General features: G+C 40.2%; 14 protein-coding genes. 11 read left to right on the top strand and 3 right to left on the bottom strand.

The window, feature by feature from the left end; translation table 11 throughout:
- Positions 1–1,212, bottom strand: a complete 1,212-nt coding sequence (locus tag NQT69_RS00600; protein WP_256825795.1) for an Arm DNA-binding domain-containing protein — start codon at positions 1,210–1,212, stop codon at positions 1–3.
- Positions 1,205–1,456, bottom strand: a complete 252-nt coding sequence (locus NQT69_RS00605) for a hypothetical protein (protein WP_256825796.1) — start codon at positions 1,454–1,456, stop codon at positions 1,205–1,207. The genes NQT69_RS00600 and NQT69_RS00605 overlap by 8 nt, the downstream gene beginning before the upstream one ends.
- Positions 1,457–1,544: 88 nt before the next feature.
- On the opposite strand from NQT69_RS00605, the gene NQT69_RS00610 reads away from it, so the two are divergent.
- Positions 1,545–1,766 carry a helix-turn-helix domain-containing protein gene (locus tag NQT69_RS00610; protein ID WP_256825797.1) on the top strand — a complete coding sequence of 74 codons (222 nt, stop codon included), beginning with the start codon at positions 1,545–1,547 and terminating at the stop codon, positions 1,764–1,766.
- Positions 1,767–2,232: 466 nt separating this feature from the next.
- Here NQT69_RS00610 and NQT69_RS00615 read toward each other — a convergent pair whose 3' ends face one another.
- On the bottom strand, positions 2,233–5,358 hold the full coding sequence (locus NQT69_RS00615; RefSeq protein WP_256825798.1) for an FG-GAP-like repeat-containing protein: 3,126 nt from the start codon (positions 5,356–5,358) through the stop codon (positions 2,233–2,235).
- Positions 5,359–5,615: 257 nt separating this feature from the next.
- Here NQT69_RS00615 and NQT69_RS00620 point away from each other — a divergent pair, with 257 nt between their 5' ends.
- From NQT69_RS00620 to NQT69_RS00665, 10 genes are all read left to right on the top strand, one after another.
- Positions 5,616–6,953 (top strand): RICIN domain-containing protein, encoded by a 1,338-nt coding sequence (locus NQT69_RS00620; RefSeq protein WP_256825799.1) that lies wholly within the window; start codon positions 5,616–5,618, stop codon positions 6,951–6,953.
- 140 nt (positions 6,954–7,093) lie between these two features.
- Positions 7,094–9,415, top strand: coding sequence for an agarase (locus NQT69_RS00625; protein ID WP_256825800.1), 2,322 nt, complete (start codon positions 7,094–7,096; stop codon positions 9,413–9,415).
- Positions 9,402–10,391 (top strand): SMP-30/gluconolactonase/LRE family protein, encoded by a 990-nt coding sequence (locus NQT69_RS00630; protein WP_256825801.1) that lies wholly within the window; start codon positions 9,402–9,404, stop codon positions 10,389–10,391. The genes NQT69_RS00625 and NQT69_RS00630 overlap by 14 nt, the downstream gene beginning before the upstream one ends.
- 192 nt (positions 10,392–10,583) lie before the next feature.
- Positions 10,584–11,696 (top strand): mandelate racemase/muconate lactonizing enzyme family protein, encoded by a 1,113-nt coding sequence (locus NQT69_RS00635; RefSeq protein WP_256825802.1) that lies wholly within the window; start codon positions 10,584–10,586, stop codon positions 11,694–11,696.
- 9 nt (positions 11,697–11,705) lie between these two features.
- Complete coding sequence (locus NQT69_RS00640) at positions 11,706–12,728, top strand: zinc-dependent alcohol dehydrogenase (protein WP_096739506.1); 1,023 nt, start codon at positions 11,706–11,708, stop codon at positions 12,726–12,728.
- 11 nt (positions 12,729–12,739) lie between these two features.
- Complete coding sequence (locus NQT69_RS00645) at positions 12,740–13,504, top strand: SDR family oxidoreductase (protein ID WP_064385154.1); 765 nt, start codon at positions 12,740–12,742, stop codon at positions 13,502–13,504.
- Between the two features lie 3 nt (positions 13,505–13,507).
- Positions 13,508–14,956: an aldehyde dehydrogenase gene (gene aldA, locus NQT69_RS00650; RefSeq protein WP_256825803.1), complete on the top strand. Its 1,449-nt coding sequence runs from the start codon at positions 13,508–13,510 to the stop codon at positions 14,954–14,956.
- Between the two features lie 199 nt (positions 14,957–15,155).
- Positions 15,156–16,328, top strand: a complete 1,173-nt coding sequence (locus NQT69_RS00655; RefSeq protein ID WP_256825804.1) for a cytochrome P450 — start codon at positions 15,156–15,158, stop codon at positions 16,326–16,328.
- A 56-nt stretch (positions 16,329–16,384) separates the two neighbouring features.
- A complete protein-coding gene (locus NQT69_RS00660) occupies positions 16,385–16,693 on the top strand; it encodes a 2Fe-2S iron-sulfur cluster-binding protein (protein ID WP_096739509.1) in 309 nt (102 codons plus the stop codon).
- 13 nt (positions 16,694–16,706) lie between these two features.
- Positions 16,707–17,981 carry an NAD(P)/FAD-dependent oxidoreductase gene (locus tag NQT69_RS00665; protein WP_256825805.1) on the top strand — a complete coding sequence of 425 codons (1,275 nt, stop codon included), beginning with the start codon at positions 16,707–16,709 and terminating at the stop codon, positions 17,979–17,981.
- Positions 17,982–17,985 lie beyond the last annotated feature (4 nt).

Consider the following 17,985-nt stretch of genomic DNA (forward strand, 5'->3'; position numbering starts at 1 on the left):
TTAAACCTCATTGCTGGTGATATTGACGTTCTGGAGTAGACGGTCGAAAGCACTACCATCTTGTCGAGTGTTATTAGGTACGTAACGGCTATAAACTTCAAAGAGCATTTTAGTTGTACTGTGCCCCATTTGTTTAGCTATCCATTCAGGGTTTTCTCCAGAAGCAAGCCATAAAGTGGCGCATGTATGTCTTGTTTGGTAGGGTCTACGTTTTTTCAGTCCTAATTGCACAAGTGTTGGGTACCACACTCTTTTTGTTATATTGCGATGATCAAGTGGCTTATTTTTTGAATTGCAAAATACGTAAGTATTTTTACCCGTAACCTTATGTTGTTCTTTTAAAGCATCAACTACCACTGATGACAATTGGATGTTTCGATAAGATGCGAGTGTTTTAGGTGTTTCTGTATTTCCATCAACTAAAGTTTCGTGGATTGTTATTTCATTTCTGTCAAAATTAACATACTCCCATTTCAAGCCATCGATTTCTGCGGTGCGGATTGCTGTAAAAAATCGAACAGTGTAATAATTATGAAAGTCAGCTCGAACATGCTTTAAAAAGTGTTGTACTTCTTTTAATGAAAAGGGTTCGATTTTAGTTTTTGGTATTTTTAAAGGTTGAATATTAATAAAAGGTGTTTGAAAGTCATAGCGTAATGAAGCTTCTTTAAGCATTTTTCGCAGTGGGGTCATTATGTGATTGATCCAATCATTACTAAGCTTTCTCTTTACTGATATGTTTCGTTTCGGCTCTAAAATACTCGCACGATATTTAATAATATGCGTTCGATTAATTTCATTTAACCTAAATTGGCCAAACTCTGGGATTAAATAACGTTCGAAAATCATTACAACATTTTTGTAATGGCTAAGCTTCCAGTGTATTTTACTTTCTTCTAGCCACTCGTAAGCAAATTGCTCGAATGTCAGCGTATTAACTACGATCAGATCGCTTTTATTTATCGTGGTCTCTTTTAGTGTCTGTATTTGGTCATCATATTTTTTAAATACAGAGCATCGAGTGCTTTTAGGAAATACATCACGATAGACAAATCTATCAAGCATTATTTGAGCCTCAATATTTTCTAGCACTTTTTCAAGCTTATTTCTGTTTGCTTTAGTATCGAGTAAAAGAGTTTGCTCACGACAGCGAACGCCTTGATAATAAAAATCAAAAAAGAGCTTTCCTGAACGATTGCGAATACTAGCCATTACATACACCTCCTCGGGTTAAGGGAATCACAAATTTTTGCTCCTGAGGACTGCTTGCTTTATACATTTCTTTTAAAACACTCTCTAAAATGTAAAATACTTTGCGTGAGCCAAATGGTTTTATGTAATGTTCGCCTTCATAAAAAACTGTGTCTTTTAACTTACGGTTAATGTAATCTGGGCTGAACTTAATGAAAGTAGAAAGCTCTTTAGCTGTAAGTAAAGTCGAATTTATATCAGTCATATTTGTGTCCTCACAAGAAACTGAATTCATTAGAACATGGGAGAAGTTTCTTGTAAAGAAACTTTAAATACCGATTGGTTATACTAAAATGATTATTTATAATTTAAAAGAATTGATAGACGCTAAGTCAGAAAAAGAAAACCGCAAAATACCTTTAACAGAAGTTGCTGAAGCGGCTGGGGTACAAAAATCCGCAATATCAAAAATGGCAAAAAATTCAAACTACTCAACGACGACAAAAACATTAGATGCTCTTTGTAATTATTTTGATTGCAAAATTGAAGATATTATTACCTACAAAAGTAATTAAGTAAGCCGGCTTTGTGCTTAATGATTGGATTGTTAGTATGTAGCATGAGGGTTACCTCTTTTTATATTTTGATTAGAGATTCGACACCTTTACCAAAACGAGTAGCTCTCACTTTTTCAAGCGAATTGTCAGATCTTGTCTGAACTAATACATATTAAATTGTTAAATTGGGTAAGCTGTTATTGTTCAAATTTTTATTATATTTTTTTAAAGTTTCCTTGGACTATTCGTTTTGGCGTAATCTAATTTTAATATTACGCACCAACTGGCAACTCCTAAGGAAGCTATTTTTCGATTTAACTACTTCATTAAGAAATTTTTTGTGGAAGTGCTCAGTAATACAATGAATTAAATCAGGCAGCCCTTTGCAATTTACATATCTGTATTTATTTCTGCCATTTTAATACATCATGTTCAGTATTTTGAAGGCTACAGCACTGAACATAATGTGTTTTAGTTGTTATAGTCAGTGATGGGATTCGCTAATATTCAAAGGATAAATATTAACATCGTTCATTGTGCCATCACTGGATACAAACGAAGCACGCAATAAGTAAAAATGTCCTTCAGGAAGTTCTGCGCTTGGGATTACTCCATCAAGGGAAAAAGTCATTGAAGATTGTCCAGATTGCGTATTTAAAACGCTTTTATCTGTTAGCACGGTGTCTTTTACTGGGATCCACTTTGATTTGAAGTGCCTTAGCCAAAAGCGAATTCCACCTTCATCTGAGGCTATAACCTGATTATTGCTACCTGCATGGTAATCAACGCGAACCGTTATATCATCACCGACCGTTAAGTTGTTTAACGCTGATTGGTTGGTAATGGTTATATACGGTTTGATCACGGGCTTTATTACAAGTGTATAACTATCCATAACTTGATTGTTACTGCCGCCAAGCGCTGATAGGGTTACCGTGCCAGATTCTAAAGCTTTTATTTGTCCCTTGTTGTTTATAATGGCAATCGCAGGCTTATTACTTTGCCATGTAATTTGTTGGTTATCGGCTATACCAGGTGTTAGCTTGGCACTAAGCTGTAACGATTGGCCGACAAACAATTCATGGGGCAGTGAGCTTTTAGCGTTATTATCATCAGCAGTAATTGTGATTTGTGTAAGTGGTGCAGGTACAAACTCGCTAATATGCAGATTTTTCTCAGCAACTAATTGGTTAGCTGCGCTGGTGACACGAATGGTCGCATACTCAGTGGGTTTTCCCACGGCTTTTACTTGACCGGCTTGGTTTACAGTTAATACAGCTTCATTAGATGACGACCAGTGTAATACTTGACTACTTTGCTTGGGTAAAAATTGCGGTATTAATGTCATTTTTGTGCCAGCGCGAATACTCTCATGAGCGGCTTTTAAAGTAATAGCAGTGGGGTCAAGGCGAGATGTTGAGTACACTTGGTTCGCGGCTTTATCACTAAACTCGACGGTTTCACCATTTCGCCATCTTACCGTTATTTTTTTGATGGTATTTTCTTTAGCTAGACCAAAATGAACGGTGTTAAGTAAGCTTTGTGAAAATACAGCACCCGCTGAGCCAACCCGTTTATGAAAGGTTTGTGTGACGGTTTCAACGGTTACTAATGCCGATGTAGCATCAATATGATTTTTTGGTGAGTAGCCAACGTTAATAAGTACATAATTATTTTCAGATGCTTCGTTTTGGCTATTTGCATATAAATACCACTGGCCGCCTTCACTCCCGTTAAGAAGATCAATGTCGCCATCTAAATCAAAATCAAAAGCCTGACCCATATCACCGTTGCCATGATCGCCCGATGCATTTGCTCCATGTGCTGTAACAGCATGAAACTGTCCATTACCATTATTAACTAACATCAAATCCGCAATGCGTTTTTCAATATCTCCCCAACGATAAATAAACAAATCTTGGTGTGTATCATTATTAAAGTCACCGCGTGTTACTCCCATTGAATTACCTCCTAAAGGGATATTCCATTGCTTAGATACGTCAGTGAATGTGCCATTATCATTACGTAATAATATATCTGCCATGTTGCGGTTTTCAGGAGTAAACGCGGTTTGTACGTTATCAACGCCTTTAAGGCTGAATTTATAACCCCAAAAAATATCATCATTACGTACCAATGCAGCTTGCCATTGGCCGTTACCAATATGGCCAAAATAAACCCCATTTTCTGACATGTCATCTGTAAAGCCTTGTGCTTGCTCTTTAGTAAATGTCAGTTCTCCACCATTTTTAAGCACCACCGGTGTTTTATTCCGACCTAAAAATAAAGGGTAGTCTTTGCCCCTAAATGCGCCCTGGGCCAGATAATAGTAGTTATGAAGCTTTATTTGATTTTCAGCAGTAAAGGTAAACTTATCGATACCCTTGTAGCCTCTGGGTTTAATTGAAAATGTTTTATCAAGAGGGTTGTGATCAACAAACGGTGCCTCACCTTTGCCGGCTTCAAACTCTTTACCCCTCGCTAGGTATAAATCAAGGTCGCCATCGTTATCTATATCAATATCAGTCACGGCCATGATGCTATGCGTATCAATGATTTTTGGAAACTGCGCGGTAACATTAGTAAAAGTAAAATCACCATTACCCTGCCATACAGATAAAGGCCCATACAGAATTATGTCGTCTATGTGATCATTATTTATATCGGTTACTAATGCGCGCGAGGGGTGTTGATCTTCAATACCCTTTACTCTTTTACGAACAAAACCATTTTTTCCGGTGTTTTCATAAAAATAATGTTGTGGTTTAGTGCCCGCTAAGCTGGCTTCATTTATAAGTATTAGATCTAAATCGCCATCTAAATCCATATCAGACCATTTTGCGCCGCGTCCACGACCGCCTTTATCAATATTGACATCACCAGTTGTTAGCACCAAGGTGCTATTGTTATTAGTATAAAAGTTGGCTTTAGAGGGATTTTTTCCATTACCGCCACCTTGTGTTACCACTAAATCAAGGTCGCCGTCATTGTCATAATCACCTACAGCGGTGCCGTGTAAATCATGCATAAACCAACGGGCTAAGTTTTTATCATGTTTTGTTACGGTTCCATCACCATTGTTCCAATAAAGTTTACTGCTTTCTTGGTTATGATTATTTACGATAAAATCATAATCACCATCGTTATCTAAGTCAGCTACGGTCGGTCCACCGTATTTAATTGAGTTCACGCTATCAAGTCCTGCCGCTTTGGTAATGTCTTGATAGGCGGGCAATGTTAAATCTGCAATATCTACAAATGAGACGCTGTGAACCGTGATATCGGTATTGTTGACTTTGAGGGTGAGGATAGTGTCACCATGTTGAGGAAACTCCACTAATGCATTAAACGTGTGTTTACCAGTACCAGCGATGTTGAGGTTCTCAAATAATAAAACATCGTTTGCATACAAATCTAAGGTGGCATAATTGCTAGGATTAGTGATGGTTAAGTTTAATTGCTTGAGCAAACTACCCGTTACTAGGTAGTCAATGTGCAGTGGCTTAGTTGTTTTAATAAGGCTCGTTTTTAAGGTTTGAGGGGAGGTTATATTGACAGTATTTTTCGTACCGTTGCAGCCCGTTATCAGTAACGCGCTTAATATAAGCATTATAAACCGCAGTTTCTCTGTGATTATTAAATTATTGAATACCATAAGATCCCTTGCATTGCTGTTATTTAATTTCGGATTGAGGCACGTGTAATAAATAAGTAAAACAAGGCCTAGTGCAAAGTTGAGCATAACGCAAGCAAGGCATTGTTAAAAGTTTTTTGTTAACAATGTGTTTGTTTTGTTTCTTATTTGTACTAGTCTGTATTGGTCACAGTGTGTGACCAAAATGACAACATTAATTTAAAGAGGCAAAAATGAACAAAACAACATTGTTTATCGGCTGTTTACTCACTACTACCAACTTGTTTGCAAATGATTGGGACTCAATTCCTTTACCGGTTACTCCCGGTGATGGCAAAGTCTGGCAGCTACAAGAAACATACTCAGACTCATTTAATTACACAGGTAAACCTGCTGCATTTACCAGTAAATGGAATGATACTTACTTTAATAGTTGGACAGGTCCAGGTTTGACCTATTGGCAGCAAGATGAGTCATGGGTTTCAGACGGCAACCTTATAATTAGTGCTTCGCGTCGTGCCGGTACAGATAAAGTTAATGCAGGGGTGATCACCTCGAAAACAAAAGTTAGCTTTCCAATCTTTTTAGAGGCAAACATTAAGGTAAGTAATCTGGAATTATCTTCAAATTTTTGGCTGCTAAGTGACAATGACGAACGAGAGATAGATGTGCTCGAGGTATACGGTGGGGCACGTGATGATTGGTTTGCTAAAAATATGTCGACTAACTTTCATGTATTTATTCGTGATCAACAATCTAACCAAATAATTAGTGATTACAATGATCAAACGCATAATACGCCTAGTTGGGGAACGTATTGGCGTGAAGGTTTTCATCGTTTTGGCGTGTATTGGAAAAGCCCAACAGAAGTCACATTTTACATTGATGGCCAGCAAACGCCTGATGGTTCGTGGGCGCAGGTGGTGATGAAAGATAAAGACTATACCGGTGCGACGTTAAACAAGAACACACATAATATGGATCAATCTGCTTATATTATTATTGATACAGAAGATCACGACTGGCGTTCAGAGGCAGGAAATATTGCTACAGATGCCGATTTGGCAGACGGTAGTAAAAATAAAATGTATGTCGATTGGGTGCGAGTTTATAAACCTGTTAATGCGTCCAATACAAACAGTGTTAGTAATGGTGCACAGATCAAAGCTAAGCATAGTCAAAAGTGTATTGATATAACAGCTGGCGCAATGAGTAATGGCTCTTATTATCAGCAATGGGATTGTGGCTCTGATAATGCGAACCAACAATTTAACCTTGTTGAGTTAAGTAATAATGAATATGCAATTAGCTCACAGTTAAGTGGCTTGTGCATGCAGATTGAAAACGCCAGTACAAGTAATGGCGCTAAGTTGGAGCAGTGGGTTTGTGATCATGCAAAAACCAGTCAACGCTTTACTCTCAATAGCACGGGTGATGGCTACTTCGAGCTCAAATCAAGTTTAAGTAATAAATGTGTTGATATCGCAGGTAAACTGCAAACAAATGGTGCTGATATTGTACAGTGGCAGTGTTATAACGGCGACAATCAACGTTTTCAATTTATTGAATAAAACGATTAGTAAAGTTTTTTACATTAATTAAATTGTTAACAATTAATTGTTATTTATTTTGTGTTGTGTAATTATTCAACATAGTACCTAACCGCTTTTTTACAAAAGCGGTTCTTTAATAATAAAAGAATAGGCTTGCTATGAAACACACACATAAAATCATTTATATCCCAATAGCTCTATTGTTAGGCACTGGGCTTGTCGGCTGTACTAATAATCAACCAGAACAAAGCACACAGCTTAGTAATACTACACAAAAAGAACACATGCTGTGGGATTTTGAAAAAGCTGACTACCAACCTTTTTTAAAAAGCCACAATGCCACTACAAGTCTAATTGAACAGCAAGGCAACCATAAATTAAAGGTTACATTTGCTGCAAAAACGCATCACGAAAGTGATATTGAATTTGTAAATAACCAAACTTGGAATTGGCAAGCTTTAGGTAATTTCGCTTTTGCTTTAGATATTGAAAACCCTGATAAAGTGTCTACCCAGTTATATATAAAAACAATTGATAAAACTGGCAAAGCGCAAAGCCGCAGTGTAGTGGTACCCAGCGAATCAACTAATACTTATTATATTGAATTAAAAGGCGCTGATTTAAATATAGAGTCGGGTATACGCTCTAACCCTCCAAGCTGGCAAAGCAGCTACACACCGGTATTGTATCGAGGTGGTGCAAAAAATATTGATGTCAGCGGAGTAACAAAAGTAAGCTTTGGCACAAAGGGCTTATTAGAAGACAAACACTTACTCATTGATAATGTAAGGCTAATAAAACCGACAAACTTTGATACTGAGTACCTAGCAGGCTTAGTGGATAAGTTTGGCCAAAACGCCAAGCGTGACTTTGCCAATAAAGTATCTTCAACTGAGCAGTTAATTGCGGTTTCAAAACAAGAGCAAGCCAACCTTAGCAAAATCCCTTTAGCTGGTCGCTCTAAGTTTGGTGGATGGCAGCAGGGGCCAAAACTTCAGGCTACAGGCTACTTTAGGACCGAAAAGTACAATGGAAAATGGAGCCTAGTTGACCCACAAGGCTATTTATTTTTTTCAACCGGTATCGCCAATGTACGCTTAGCCAATACCACTACCATTACAGGTTACGATTTTGATCAAAAATACATAGTACAAAGAGAGCCCGGTGATTTAACACCTGAAGATTCGATTGGTTTAAACCCTGCGCCGAAATCGGCATGGCCATCACGTTATATTAGCTCAGAATTAAGAGCAAATATGTTTAATTGGCTACCGGCTGTTGATGATCCGCTCGCAGATAATTATGGATATCGCCGTGAAGTTCACAGTGGTGCGTTAAAAAAAGGCGAAACATTCAGTTTTTATAGAGCTAATTTACAACGCAAATATGAAACCCAAAACGAACAGGTATTGATGCAAAAATGGCGAGATACCACCATTGACCGTATGCTCACATGGGGTTTTACCTCGTTCGGTAACTGGATTGATGAGGATTTTTACCAAGAAGATCGCATACCCTATTTTGCGAATGCTTGGATCATTGGTAACTTTAAAACCGTTAGCAGTGGCAACGATTACTGGAGCCCACTACCAGACCCCTTTGATCCCGCCTTTATTAAACGTGCTGATGTGACGTTAGCAACGTTAGCCGCACAAGTTAAAAATAACCCATGGTGTGTTGGTGTTTTTATAGATAACGAAAAGAGCTGGGGCATGATGGGCTCAGTTAATTCACAATATGGTTTAGTGATCAACACATTAACAGTCAATGCAAAACAAAGCCCGACAAAAGCTGAATTTGTGTCCCTAATGAAAGAAAAGTATCAAGACATATCAGCATTAAATGTAAACTGGCAAACTGATATTTCATCTTGGCAGGAATTTGCCTCAGGGGTGGTTATCCAAGATATCAACGAGGCAGTACAAGCCGATTTTTCAGTGATGTTATACCACTACGCAAAACAATACTTTGCCGTTGTTGAGCAAGCGACAGCCAAGCACTTGCCTAATCATCTATACATGGGCGCGCGATTTGCAGATTGGGGCATGACACCTGAGATCCGCCAAGCTGCGAGCGAGCACGCAGATGTAATGAGTTATAATTATTACCGTGAAGGCTTAAATGATGATTTTTGGGATTTTTTAGCCGCACTTGATAAGCCCAGTATTATTGGAGAGTTTCATAATGGGGCGTTAGATTCAGGGCTATTAAACCCTGGCCTTATTCATACTCAGTCACAACATGAGCGTGGCGTTAAATATCAACAATACATGAAGAGTGTGATCGATAACCCATACTTTGTTGGCGCACATTGGTTTCAATATATAGATTCGCCGTTAACTGGGCGCGCTTATGATGGTGAAAACTATAATGTTGGCTTTGTTAATGTCGCAGACATTCCGTATCAGCCGCTTGTCAACGCCGCGAAAGAAGTTAATCAGCAACTATATCAACGCAGGTTTAGTCATGAAGATAACTAAAAGCTTGGCCTTTAGCTTATTTTTAGTGATTACCTTATCTGTATATGCAGAGCAACACGAGGTTAAGCCGCTCATAACGCAAGGCCCCTATGAGATATACAATAAAAAAGCGTTACAGGTTTTAGATTTAGATGCAACGATTGAGACACTCGCATCAGGCTTTGATTGGTTAGAAGGGCCTGTGTGGGTGAATGATGGCCAGTACTTATTGTTTTCAGATATTCCCACGCACCGTGTGTATCGGTATCAAGAAGGCGAAGGAGTGCAGCTATATTTAGCACACAGTGGTTATTCAAATGGTCTATTGCTGAATCAGCAGAACGAGCTGGTGTTGTTGCAATCGCGCTCACGTCAAGTAGTTAAAATGGTCGCGCCATTAACGTCAGCTAAGGCAAACTATCAACAACTTGTTAGCAAATATAAAGGCCAGCGGTTAAATAGCCCTAATGACGGCGTATTTAATCGCCAAGGCCAGTTGTTTTTTACCGACCCTCCTTATGGTTTAGCCAAGCAATTGGACGATCCCGCTAAAGAGCTAAACTTTCAAGGTGTATATAGCCTAACAACGACAGGGCAGTTACAGCTGTTAGACAAGACACTGATTTACCCAAATGGCATTGCGTTATCAAAGGATGAAAGCACCTTGTATGTAGCCGCATCCAATCCGCAAAAGCCTGCATGGTATCAATACAAATTGCATAAAGACGGGACGGTAATAAATAAAACGTTACTGTATCAATTGCCTGCTGTTACATCAGATAGTCATGGTTTGCCAGATGGCTTAAAAATACACGCAGCTAGCGGGATTATTTTTGCAACCGGGCCTAATGGACTTTGGCTATTTGATGAACAAGGCACGTTATTGGCACGGGTAAGGCTGCCTCACATCAGTGCCAATTTAGCCTTTAATGCTCAGCAAAATCGGGTGTATATCACTGCACATCAACACTTGCTGGCGCTCTCATTAAAGAATTAAGCTAGTAAGGTTCACCATTACAACTCATCGAGCAAGTCAAATCAGTTGATTAACTTGCTCGCGCTTTACTTCAAAGCAAATTTCCGCGTTAAGTTATTTTCATTTTATTAACTATATATCCTTTACAATAAATTTGCATTGTTGTAGATTGTTAACAATAGACAGTATCATGTAAACTAATTTGGTGGCTAGATGAGAAATTCATTACTAAAAATAAAAAGCGTAAAGGTGGAGTATTATCAAATTCCTCTGGCTGAGGTGTTAAGTGATGCTAAACATGGAGATCATACCCATTTTGAAGTGATTGCTGTGCGCATCATGACTAACGACGGCTATGAAGGCATGGGTTATACCTACACCGGTGGCAAAGGTGGCCGTGCTATTTATTCATTATTAAATGATGAAATTAAACCAGGCTTAATTGGCGCCGACTCATCAGCCATCATGTCAATTTGGGATAAATTACAGTGGGATCTGCATTATGTTGGTCGCGGTGGTTTATTAAGCTTTGCTATTTCTGCAGTTGATATTGCGCTGTGGGATATCAAATGTAAGCGGTTATCAGCACCACTGTGGCAAGTCGCTGGTGGTCATAGCGATAAAACAGCGTGCTACGCTGGCGGAATCGACCTTAATTTTGATGAGAAAAAGCTGCTGGCGAATATTCAAGGCTATCTAGATCGTGGCTTCAACGCCGTTAAAATTAAAGTTGGTAAAGCAGACTATAAAGAAGACGTTGCTCGTGTTGAAGCTGTCAGGCAGTTGATTGGTGATGACAGAATATTAATGGTCGATGCTAATTACTCAATGAACGTAGAGCATGCAATTCGTTTTGCCAAAGCGATTGAAAAATTTGATATTACGTGGTTTGAAGAACCAACCATCCCTGATGACTACAAAGGTTTTGCTCGTATAGCACAGGCGACATCTATTCCTTTAGCGATGGGCGAAAACCTGCACACTTTACATGAATTTGGCTATGCAATTGATCAAGCCAAATTAGGCTTTTTACAACCTGATGCCTCTAACATTGGCGGTATCACTGGCTGGCTGCACGTAGCAAGCCAAGCTTATACCCACAACTTACCTATTTGTAGCCATGGTATGCATGAATTACATGTATCGCTTCTGGCTTCACAACCTCATGCGGGATTTTTAGAAGTTCACTCGTTCCCGATTGATGAATACACAACGCGACCGTTACAAATTGATGATAACGGTAAAGCCTGCGCCCCAGATATTATCGGTACTGGCGTAGAGTTTGACGCGCAATTAGTTAAACCACATTTAGTAAAACAATCATAAGGTATCACTATGCAAGCAGCAGAATATATTGGTAATAAATCGTTTCGTATCGTTGCAGGTCAAGCGATAAAGCCACAAGCAGATGAAGTTCGTTTAGATGTTGGTTTTGTTGGTATTTGTGGTACCGACATGCACATTTACCACGGTGTAATGGATCAACGTGTAAACCCACCACACACTATAGGACATGAGATTTCAGGTGTTGTCGCTGAGCTTGGCAGTGAGGTTACTAACCTACAAGTAGGTGATCGTGTTGTTGTACGCCCACTTGATTATTGTGGTGACTGCCCAGCCTGTAATGCAGGCCATAGCCACGTGTGCCATAACCTTAAATTTATGGGGATTGATTCAGTTGGCGCATTCCAAAATTCATGGACCGTAAAAGCCCGCACTATCCATAAACTACCAGAGAACGTGTCCCTTGAGCAGGGTGCACTGATTGAACCGTTATCGGTTGCATGCCACGATATTTCTCGTTCTCGTTTAAAAGCAGGCGAAAAAGCCGTAGTCATTGGGGGTGGCCCAATTGGTCAGCTTGTCGCATTAGTGGCAAAAAGTGTGGGTGCAGAGGTATTGATCTCAGAGGTTAATAACGAACGACGTAAATTTTCGTCACGCTACGATATTGAAACAATTAATCCGCTGGAACAAGATTTACAAGAATATGTGTCTAAATGGAGCGATGGAAAAGGCGCTGACGTTGTGTTTGAAGTATCTGGTGTGCAGCCTGCAGTTGAAGCCATGACCCAAATTGCTGCTGTGCGTGGCCGCATCTGTATGGTTGCTATCCACTCACAAAAACCGCCAGTCGATTTATTTCAGTTTTTCTGGCGTGAGTTAGAGCTGGTTGGTGCACGTGTATACGAGGACGCTGACTTTGAAATGGCAATTGATTTGGTAGCCAGTGGCAAGATTGACTTAGCACCATTTATTACTTCTGTGAGTGAACTTGCTGATATTAGCTCTGCATTTGCCAGTATGGATAACAATCCAACGGGTATGAAAGCACTTGTCTCTTGCCAAACTAAGTAATGGAACAAATTATGTTAGATAAATTTAGCCTAAAAGGTAAAACAGCGTTAGTCACAGGGTGTAGTCGTGGTATTGGTAAAGCAATGGCACTGGCATTAGCAGAAGCGGGCGCCGATATCATCGGCGTATCAGCAAGCCTAGCAAAGTCTGGCTCAGATGTTGAAACCCAAGTCTTGGAGCGCGGTCAGCTGTTTCATGCTTATCAATGTGACTTTTCATCACGAGAAAGCTTGTATACTTTTATTGAGCAAGTGAAAAGTGATCACCCTAAAATAGATATTTTGGTTAATAATGCAGGCTCAATCTTGCGCGATCCTGCGGTTGAGCACAGCGATGAATATTGGGATAAAATCATTGAGATTAACTTAAACTCACAATTTATCTTAAGTCGCGAACTAGGAAAAGAAATGGTCTCGCGTGGCCAAGGTAAAATTATCTTTACTGCGTCATTGTTAACCTTTCAGGGCGGGATCACCGTACCTGGCTATGCGGCAAGTAAAGGGGCAATAGGCCAATTAACTAAAGCACTTGCCAATGAGTGGGCGAGTAAAGGTGTTAATGTAAACGCTATTGCACCGGGTTACATTGCAACAGATAATACCGAAGCACTCAGAAATGACCCTGAGCGTGCAAAATCGATTTTAGAGCGTATTCCGCAAGGTCGTTGGGGAACACCAGACGACTTTAAAGGGCCAACTGTATTTTTAGCATCAGACGCCTCAAACTACATGAACGGCAGTGTATTGCTAGTTGATGGCGGCTGGATGGGACGATAAAAAATGACAATTAAAAATAACGTAAACTTTATCAATGGTGAGTATGTAAGCTCATCAAATAGTGACACCATCAGCGTGCTCTCGCCAAGTACCGGCGAGCAGGTGGGTGTTATTCCTAAAGGCAGTGTTGAAGATGCACAAACAGCCCTTGAAACAGCGACGGTTGCACAAACTGCGTGGGCACAAAAAACGCCACGTGAACGTGCCACAATCCTACGTCGTTTTGCACAAGGTATTCGTGATAATAATGAGCGCTTAGCTGAGTTATTAGTACAAGAGCAAGGCAAGCTGATTGATGTGGCCCGTATGGAAGCCAATGTCACTGCAACGTTTATCGAATATGCATGTGATAATGCCTTAACAATCAAAGGGGATATCATTCCTTCTGATCACGAAAACGAAAAAATCTATATTCATAAAGTGCCACGTGGTGTGGTTGTGGCAATCACAGCGTGGAATTTTCCGCTGGCGTTAGCAGGTCGTAAAATTGGCCCTGCATTAATTACCGGTAACTCTATCGTTATTAAGCCAACGCAAGAAACGCCATTAGCAACCATGGAACTCGGTGAAATTGCTAACCAAGCGGGTGTTCCTGCTGGCGTACTTAACATTGTTAATGGTACTGGCTCTGTGGTGGGTCAACATTTATGTGAAAGCCCGCTGACAAAACTGATCACCATGACCGGAAGTACCCGTGCAGGGCAAATTATTCATCAAGCCAGCGGTAAGCATTTAACTCCTGTTATGCTTGAGCTTGGCGGCAAAGCACCGTTTATCGTAATGGAAGATGCAGATCTAGATAAAGCTGTTGACGATGCTGTTACAGCACGCTTTGCAAACTGTGGTCAAGTGTGCACCTGTGCAGAGCGTTTATATGTGCACAGTGATGTATACGACAGCTTTATAGAAAAGTTCATCCCTAAGGTTAAAGCCTTAAAAGTGGGGGATCCGATGGATCCAACATCAGAGATGGGTCCTAAAGTAAATCAGAGTGAAATTAATAATATTCACTCAATTGTTGAAAAAGGCATTGCTCAAGGCGCGAAGCTTGTCACTGGCGGCAAAGTCGCGACGGTGGCAGGATTTGAAGGCGGAAACTGGTATGAACCCACGGTACTTGTGGATGTTGACCAAGATAATATTTTAGTGCACGAAGAAACCTTTGGCCCAATATTACCTATTATTAAAATCAATAGTATTGATGAAGCGATTGCATACACGAATGACAGTGAATACGGTCTATCAGCTTATTTATACACAAAAACATTGGATTACATTCACCGCTCTATTGCTGAAATGGAAGTAGGCGAAGTGTATGTAAACCGTGGTTTAGGTGAGCAGCATCAAGGTTTTCACAATGGTTGGAAACTAAGCGGTATGGGCGGTGAAGACGGCCAGTACGGGTTAGAGCAATACCTTGAGAAGAAAACAGTATATTTAAATGAGAAGTAATTAGGCAGGGTGGATTCTCTCACATTTGCCCACCTAAAGCCGATGCAGTGCATCGGCTTTTTTGTGCTTGTGTGTTTTTTAACAAAACACAAATAGGACATGAAATTACCATTTTTAAGCGTTAGTTGTGTATTTTGAGCAAAAATAACGGACTAGTATGGTTCATCAAATTTATATTTTACGGTGAAGGTACTAAGTCATGACAACAAAAAACACAAAGGTGAGTGAATTTGCCGATGCATTTAAAGGGCAACGTACCGCAACGGGCATAGGCCAAATGGATGACCAAAATGATCCCGTAAAGATGATATTAGGTTTAAAAGAAGTACGAAAAGCCGCGCATAATTGTACCCTGTTTCAATCAGGTGCCAAACCTGGCCGCATTGTTATCCCTTCTGAAGTTGCAATTAGAGAAACCCGGCAAATTCCCTTTGAAGTTGATCCACCTGAGCATGGCGGTTTTCGTGAGTTACTAAACCCGTGGTTCAAACGCCCGCTAGAAGAACAATACCAAGCGCGTTTGCAACAAATCATAGATGACACTATTGAACATGCTCTGAATACCGAGACGATTGAAATTGTCAGTGAATTTGCACTGCCACTGCAATCGAAGGCACTGACATTGTTACTTAATACCCCAATGGATACAGCACAAACGTGGATTGATTGGGGAACACATGTATTTCGCAGTGAAGACAGTAATCTAGATGGTGATAAAGCCAACATTCTGTACGACTACATAGATCATCAAATTGATAAAGCAGTGGCGCAACCTAGTGATGATTTGTACTCAGTATTACTGGCAGCCAAGGTTAATGGTCAAACCATGACCAAGGAGCAAGTCAAAGGGGTTATGATCCTAACTTTTGCAGGCGGCCGCGATACCGTGATCAATGCTATCACCAACTCAATGGCTTACTTTAGCGAACACAGTAGCGATTTACAGCGTATTTGCAATGAACCAGAAATCCTTAATCGTGCGGTGGAGGAGCTGCTTCGTTATTTTTCACCCTTAACGCATATGGGGCGAGTAGCCACACAAGATACACAGGTTTGTGAGCATGCGATAAAAGCCGATAGTCGTATCTCTTTGTGCTGGGCATCAGCAAACCGTGATGAAAACATCTTTAAAAATCCAAACCATGTAGATTTTGACCGTAAAGTAAACCCCCACGTTAGTTTTGGCTTTAGTCACCATACCTGTTTAGGAGCCACTCATGCGCGACAAATATTACGTCAATTGGTGTTATCTCTGGCTAAAAAAGTTGCCAGCATAGAGACAGTTAAAGCCAACGAAAATATTGAACAGCTTGGTGAATTTTCAAGAAAAGTCGGCTTTAACAGCCTTCACGTTCGTTTAACCGCTAAATAATTAATCGATAACAAAGCGCACTGTAGCAAGTGTCAGTAAAAAGTAGAGGAATAATCATGGCTAAAGTAATTTTTATGACCCAAAGTAATGGCGCAATTGCAGTGGAAGGAAGTGGTGGTTCGTTAATGGAACTTGCGGTGGCAAATGGTGTATCAGGCATTGATGGTGATTGTGGTGGTGTGTGCTCTTGTGCAACCTGTCATGTTTATGTTGCCCCTGAAGATTTTGAGAAAGTAGGAGCCGCGGATGAAATTGAAAGCGATATGCTCGAACTTGACGATAACGTGACTGAATATAGTCGATTATGCTGTCAAATTGAGGTTTCTGATGACATAGATGGCATGACATTTGTGGTGGCAAATTAATCGGTAAATTCTTATGCAACATATAAATACAGAGCAAAACGACATTGATTTAAATGTAGTCGTCATAGGTGCCAGCCACGCAGGTGTTAACTTCGCGTTTAATTTACGCCAACAGGGCTGGCTTGGCGCTATTACACTGATTGATAGCGACCCTGAATTACCTTATCACAGACCGCCGTTATCAAAAAAAACCTTGCAAGCAAGTGACACAATTGCCAGCCCATTGAAAGCAGAAAAAGCTTATAAAGATAACAATTTATCGCTGTATTTAGGGCAAACGGTTACAGCCATCAACAGTGAAACAAAAACAATCACATTAGCATGTGGGCGGTTAATTACCTTTGACAAACTTGTTATTGCCACGGGCTGCTCGGCGTTTATTCCTGTGATTAAAGGCTTAAATGAGACTGTTGATGCTCAAGGAAGTCGTCAGTATTTTGCTATGCGAACCTTTGCTGACGCAAAGGCGATAAAAGCTGCGCTTAATAACAGTCGCGATAAACAAGTCGTGATTATTGGCGGCGGGTATATTGGGCTTGAGTCAGCATCGTCATTTGTTGCATTAGGTGCCAATGTCACTGTGATTGAAAAGCAAGACAAAATATTATCCCGGGTGACCTCTGCGGTGATGTCTGACTTTTTAACTGATTTACATCAAAGCAAAGGGGTAAATTTACAAACCAGCAAGGACGTAGTCGAAATAAAGCACCAAAGCAATAAACACATCGTGGTATGCAGCGACGGCAGTCAATACCCCGCTGATTTTATTCTAGTGGGTGTGGGTGTAAAGCTAAATACCCAATTGGCAAGTGCTGCAGGGATAGAGGCCGAGCAGGGAATTAAAGTAAATGAAGCGTGCCAAACATCCCATCCTGATATATTTGCTATCGGTGATTGTACTCGTCATTTTAGCAAAATTTATCAGCGATGGATCCGTTTAGAATCAGTCCAAAATGCGGTTGATCAAGCCAAATCGGCGGCCATGTTTATTGCTAAGCAACAGTACACGCCCGCGGCTGTGCCTTGGTTTTGGTCTGATCAATATCAATACAAGTTACAAATTGTGGGCTTAGCAAATGGATATAATGAGCTAATAGTGCACAAAGAAACAGCAGAGCAGTTTTCTGTTTGGTATTTTCATGATGACACCTTGTTATGTGTTGAAGCTGTTAATAGTAGTAAAGCTTATGTACTTGGGACGCAAGCGCTAAAACAAGGGCTATCAGTCAATAAGGGGTTATTAAGGATCACAACAGGGTTAAGTAAAACCTTATTACAGAGCACATAATTGC

It is taken from the genome of Pseudoalteromonas shioyasakiensis (genome assembly GCF_024518675.1).
Lineage (GTDB): Bacteria > Pseudomonadota > Gammaproteobacteria > Enterobacterales > Alteromonadaceae > Pseudoalteromonas > Pseudoalteromonas shioyasakiensis_B.

Bases quoted from the DNA above. Each gene is read 5' to 3' on its own strand.
- NQT69_RS00620 (WP_256825799.1), top strand. From the start codon at position 5,616: ATGAACAAAACAACATTGTTTATCGGCTGTTTACTCACTACTACCAAC.
- NQT69_RS00640 (WP_096739506.1), top strand. From the start codon at position 11,706: ATGCAAGCAGCAGAATATATTGGTAATAAATCGTTTCGTATCGTTGCA.
- NQT69_RS00615 (WP_256825798.1), bottom strand. From the start codon at position 5,358: ATGCTTATATTAAGCGCGTTACTGATAACGGGCTGCAACGGTACGAAA.
- NQT69_RS00610 (WP_256825797.1), top strand. From the start codon at position 1,545: ATGATTATTTATAATTTAAAAGAATTGATAGACGCTAAGTCAGAAAAA.
- NQT69_RS00625 (WP_256825800.1), top strand. From the start codon at position 7,094: ATGAAACACACACATAAAATCATTTATATCCCAATAGCTCTATTGTTA.
- NQT69_RS00660 (WP_096739509.1), top strand. From the start codon at position 16,385: ATGGCTAAAGTAATTTTTATGACCCAAAGTAATGGCGCAATTGCAGTG.
- NQT69_RS00605 (WP_256825796.1), bottom strand. From the start codon at position 1,456: ATGACTGATATAAATTCGACTTTACTTACAGCTAAAGAGCTTTCTACT.
- NQT69_RS00655 (WP_256825804.1), top strand. From the start codon at position 15,156: ATGACAACAAAAAACACAAAGGTGAGTGAATTTGCCGATGCATTTAAA.
- aldA (WP_256825803.1), top strand. From the start codon at position 13,508: ATGACAATTAAAAATAACGTAAACTTTATCAATGGTGAGTATGTAAGC.
- NQT69_RS00600 (WP_256825795.1), bottom strand. From the start codon at position 1,212: ATGGCTAGTATTCGCAATCGTTCAGGAAAGCTCTTTTTTGATTTTTAT.
- NQT69_RS00665 (WP_256825805.1), top strand. From the start codon at position 16,707: ATGCAACATATAAATACAGAGCAAAACGACATTGATTTAAATGTAGTC.
- NQT69_RS00645 (WP_064385154.1), top strand. From the start codon at position 12,740: ATGTTAGATAAATTTAGCCTAAAAGGTAAAACAGCGTTAGTCACAGGG.
- NQT69_RS00635 (WP_256825802.1), top strand. From the start codon at position 10,584: ATGAGAAATTCATTACTAAAAATAAAAAGCGTAAAGGTGGAGTATTAT.
- NQT69_RS00630 (WP_256825801.1), top strand. From the start codon at position 9,402: ATGAAGATAACTAAAAGCTTGGCCTTTAGCTTATTTTTAGTGATTACC.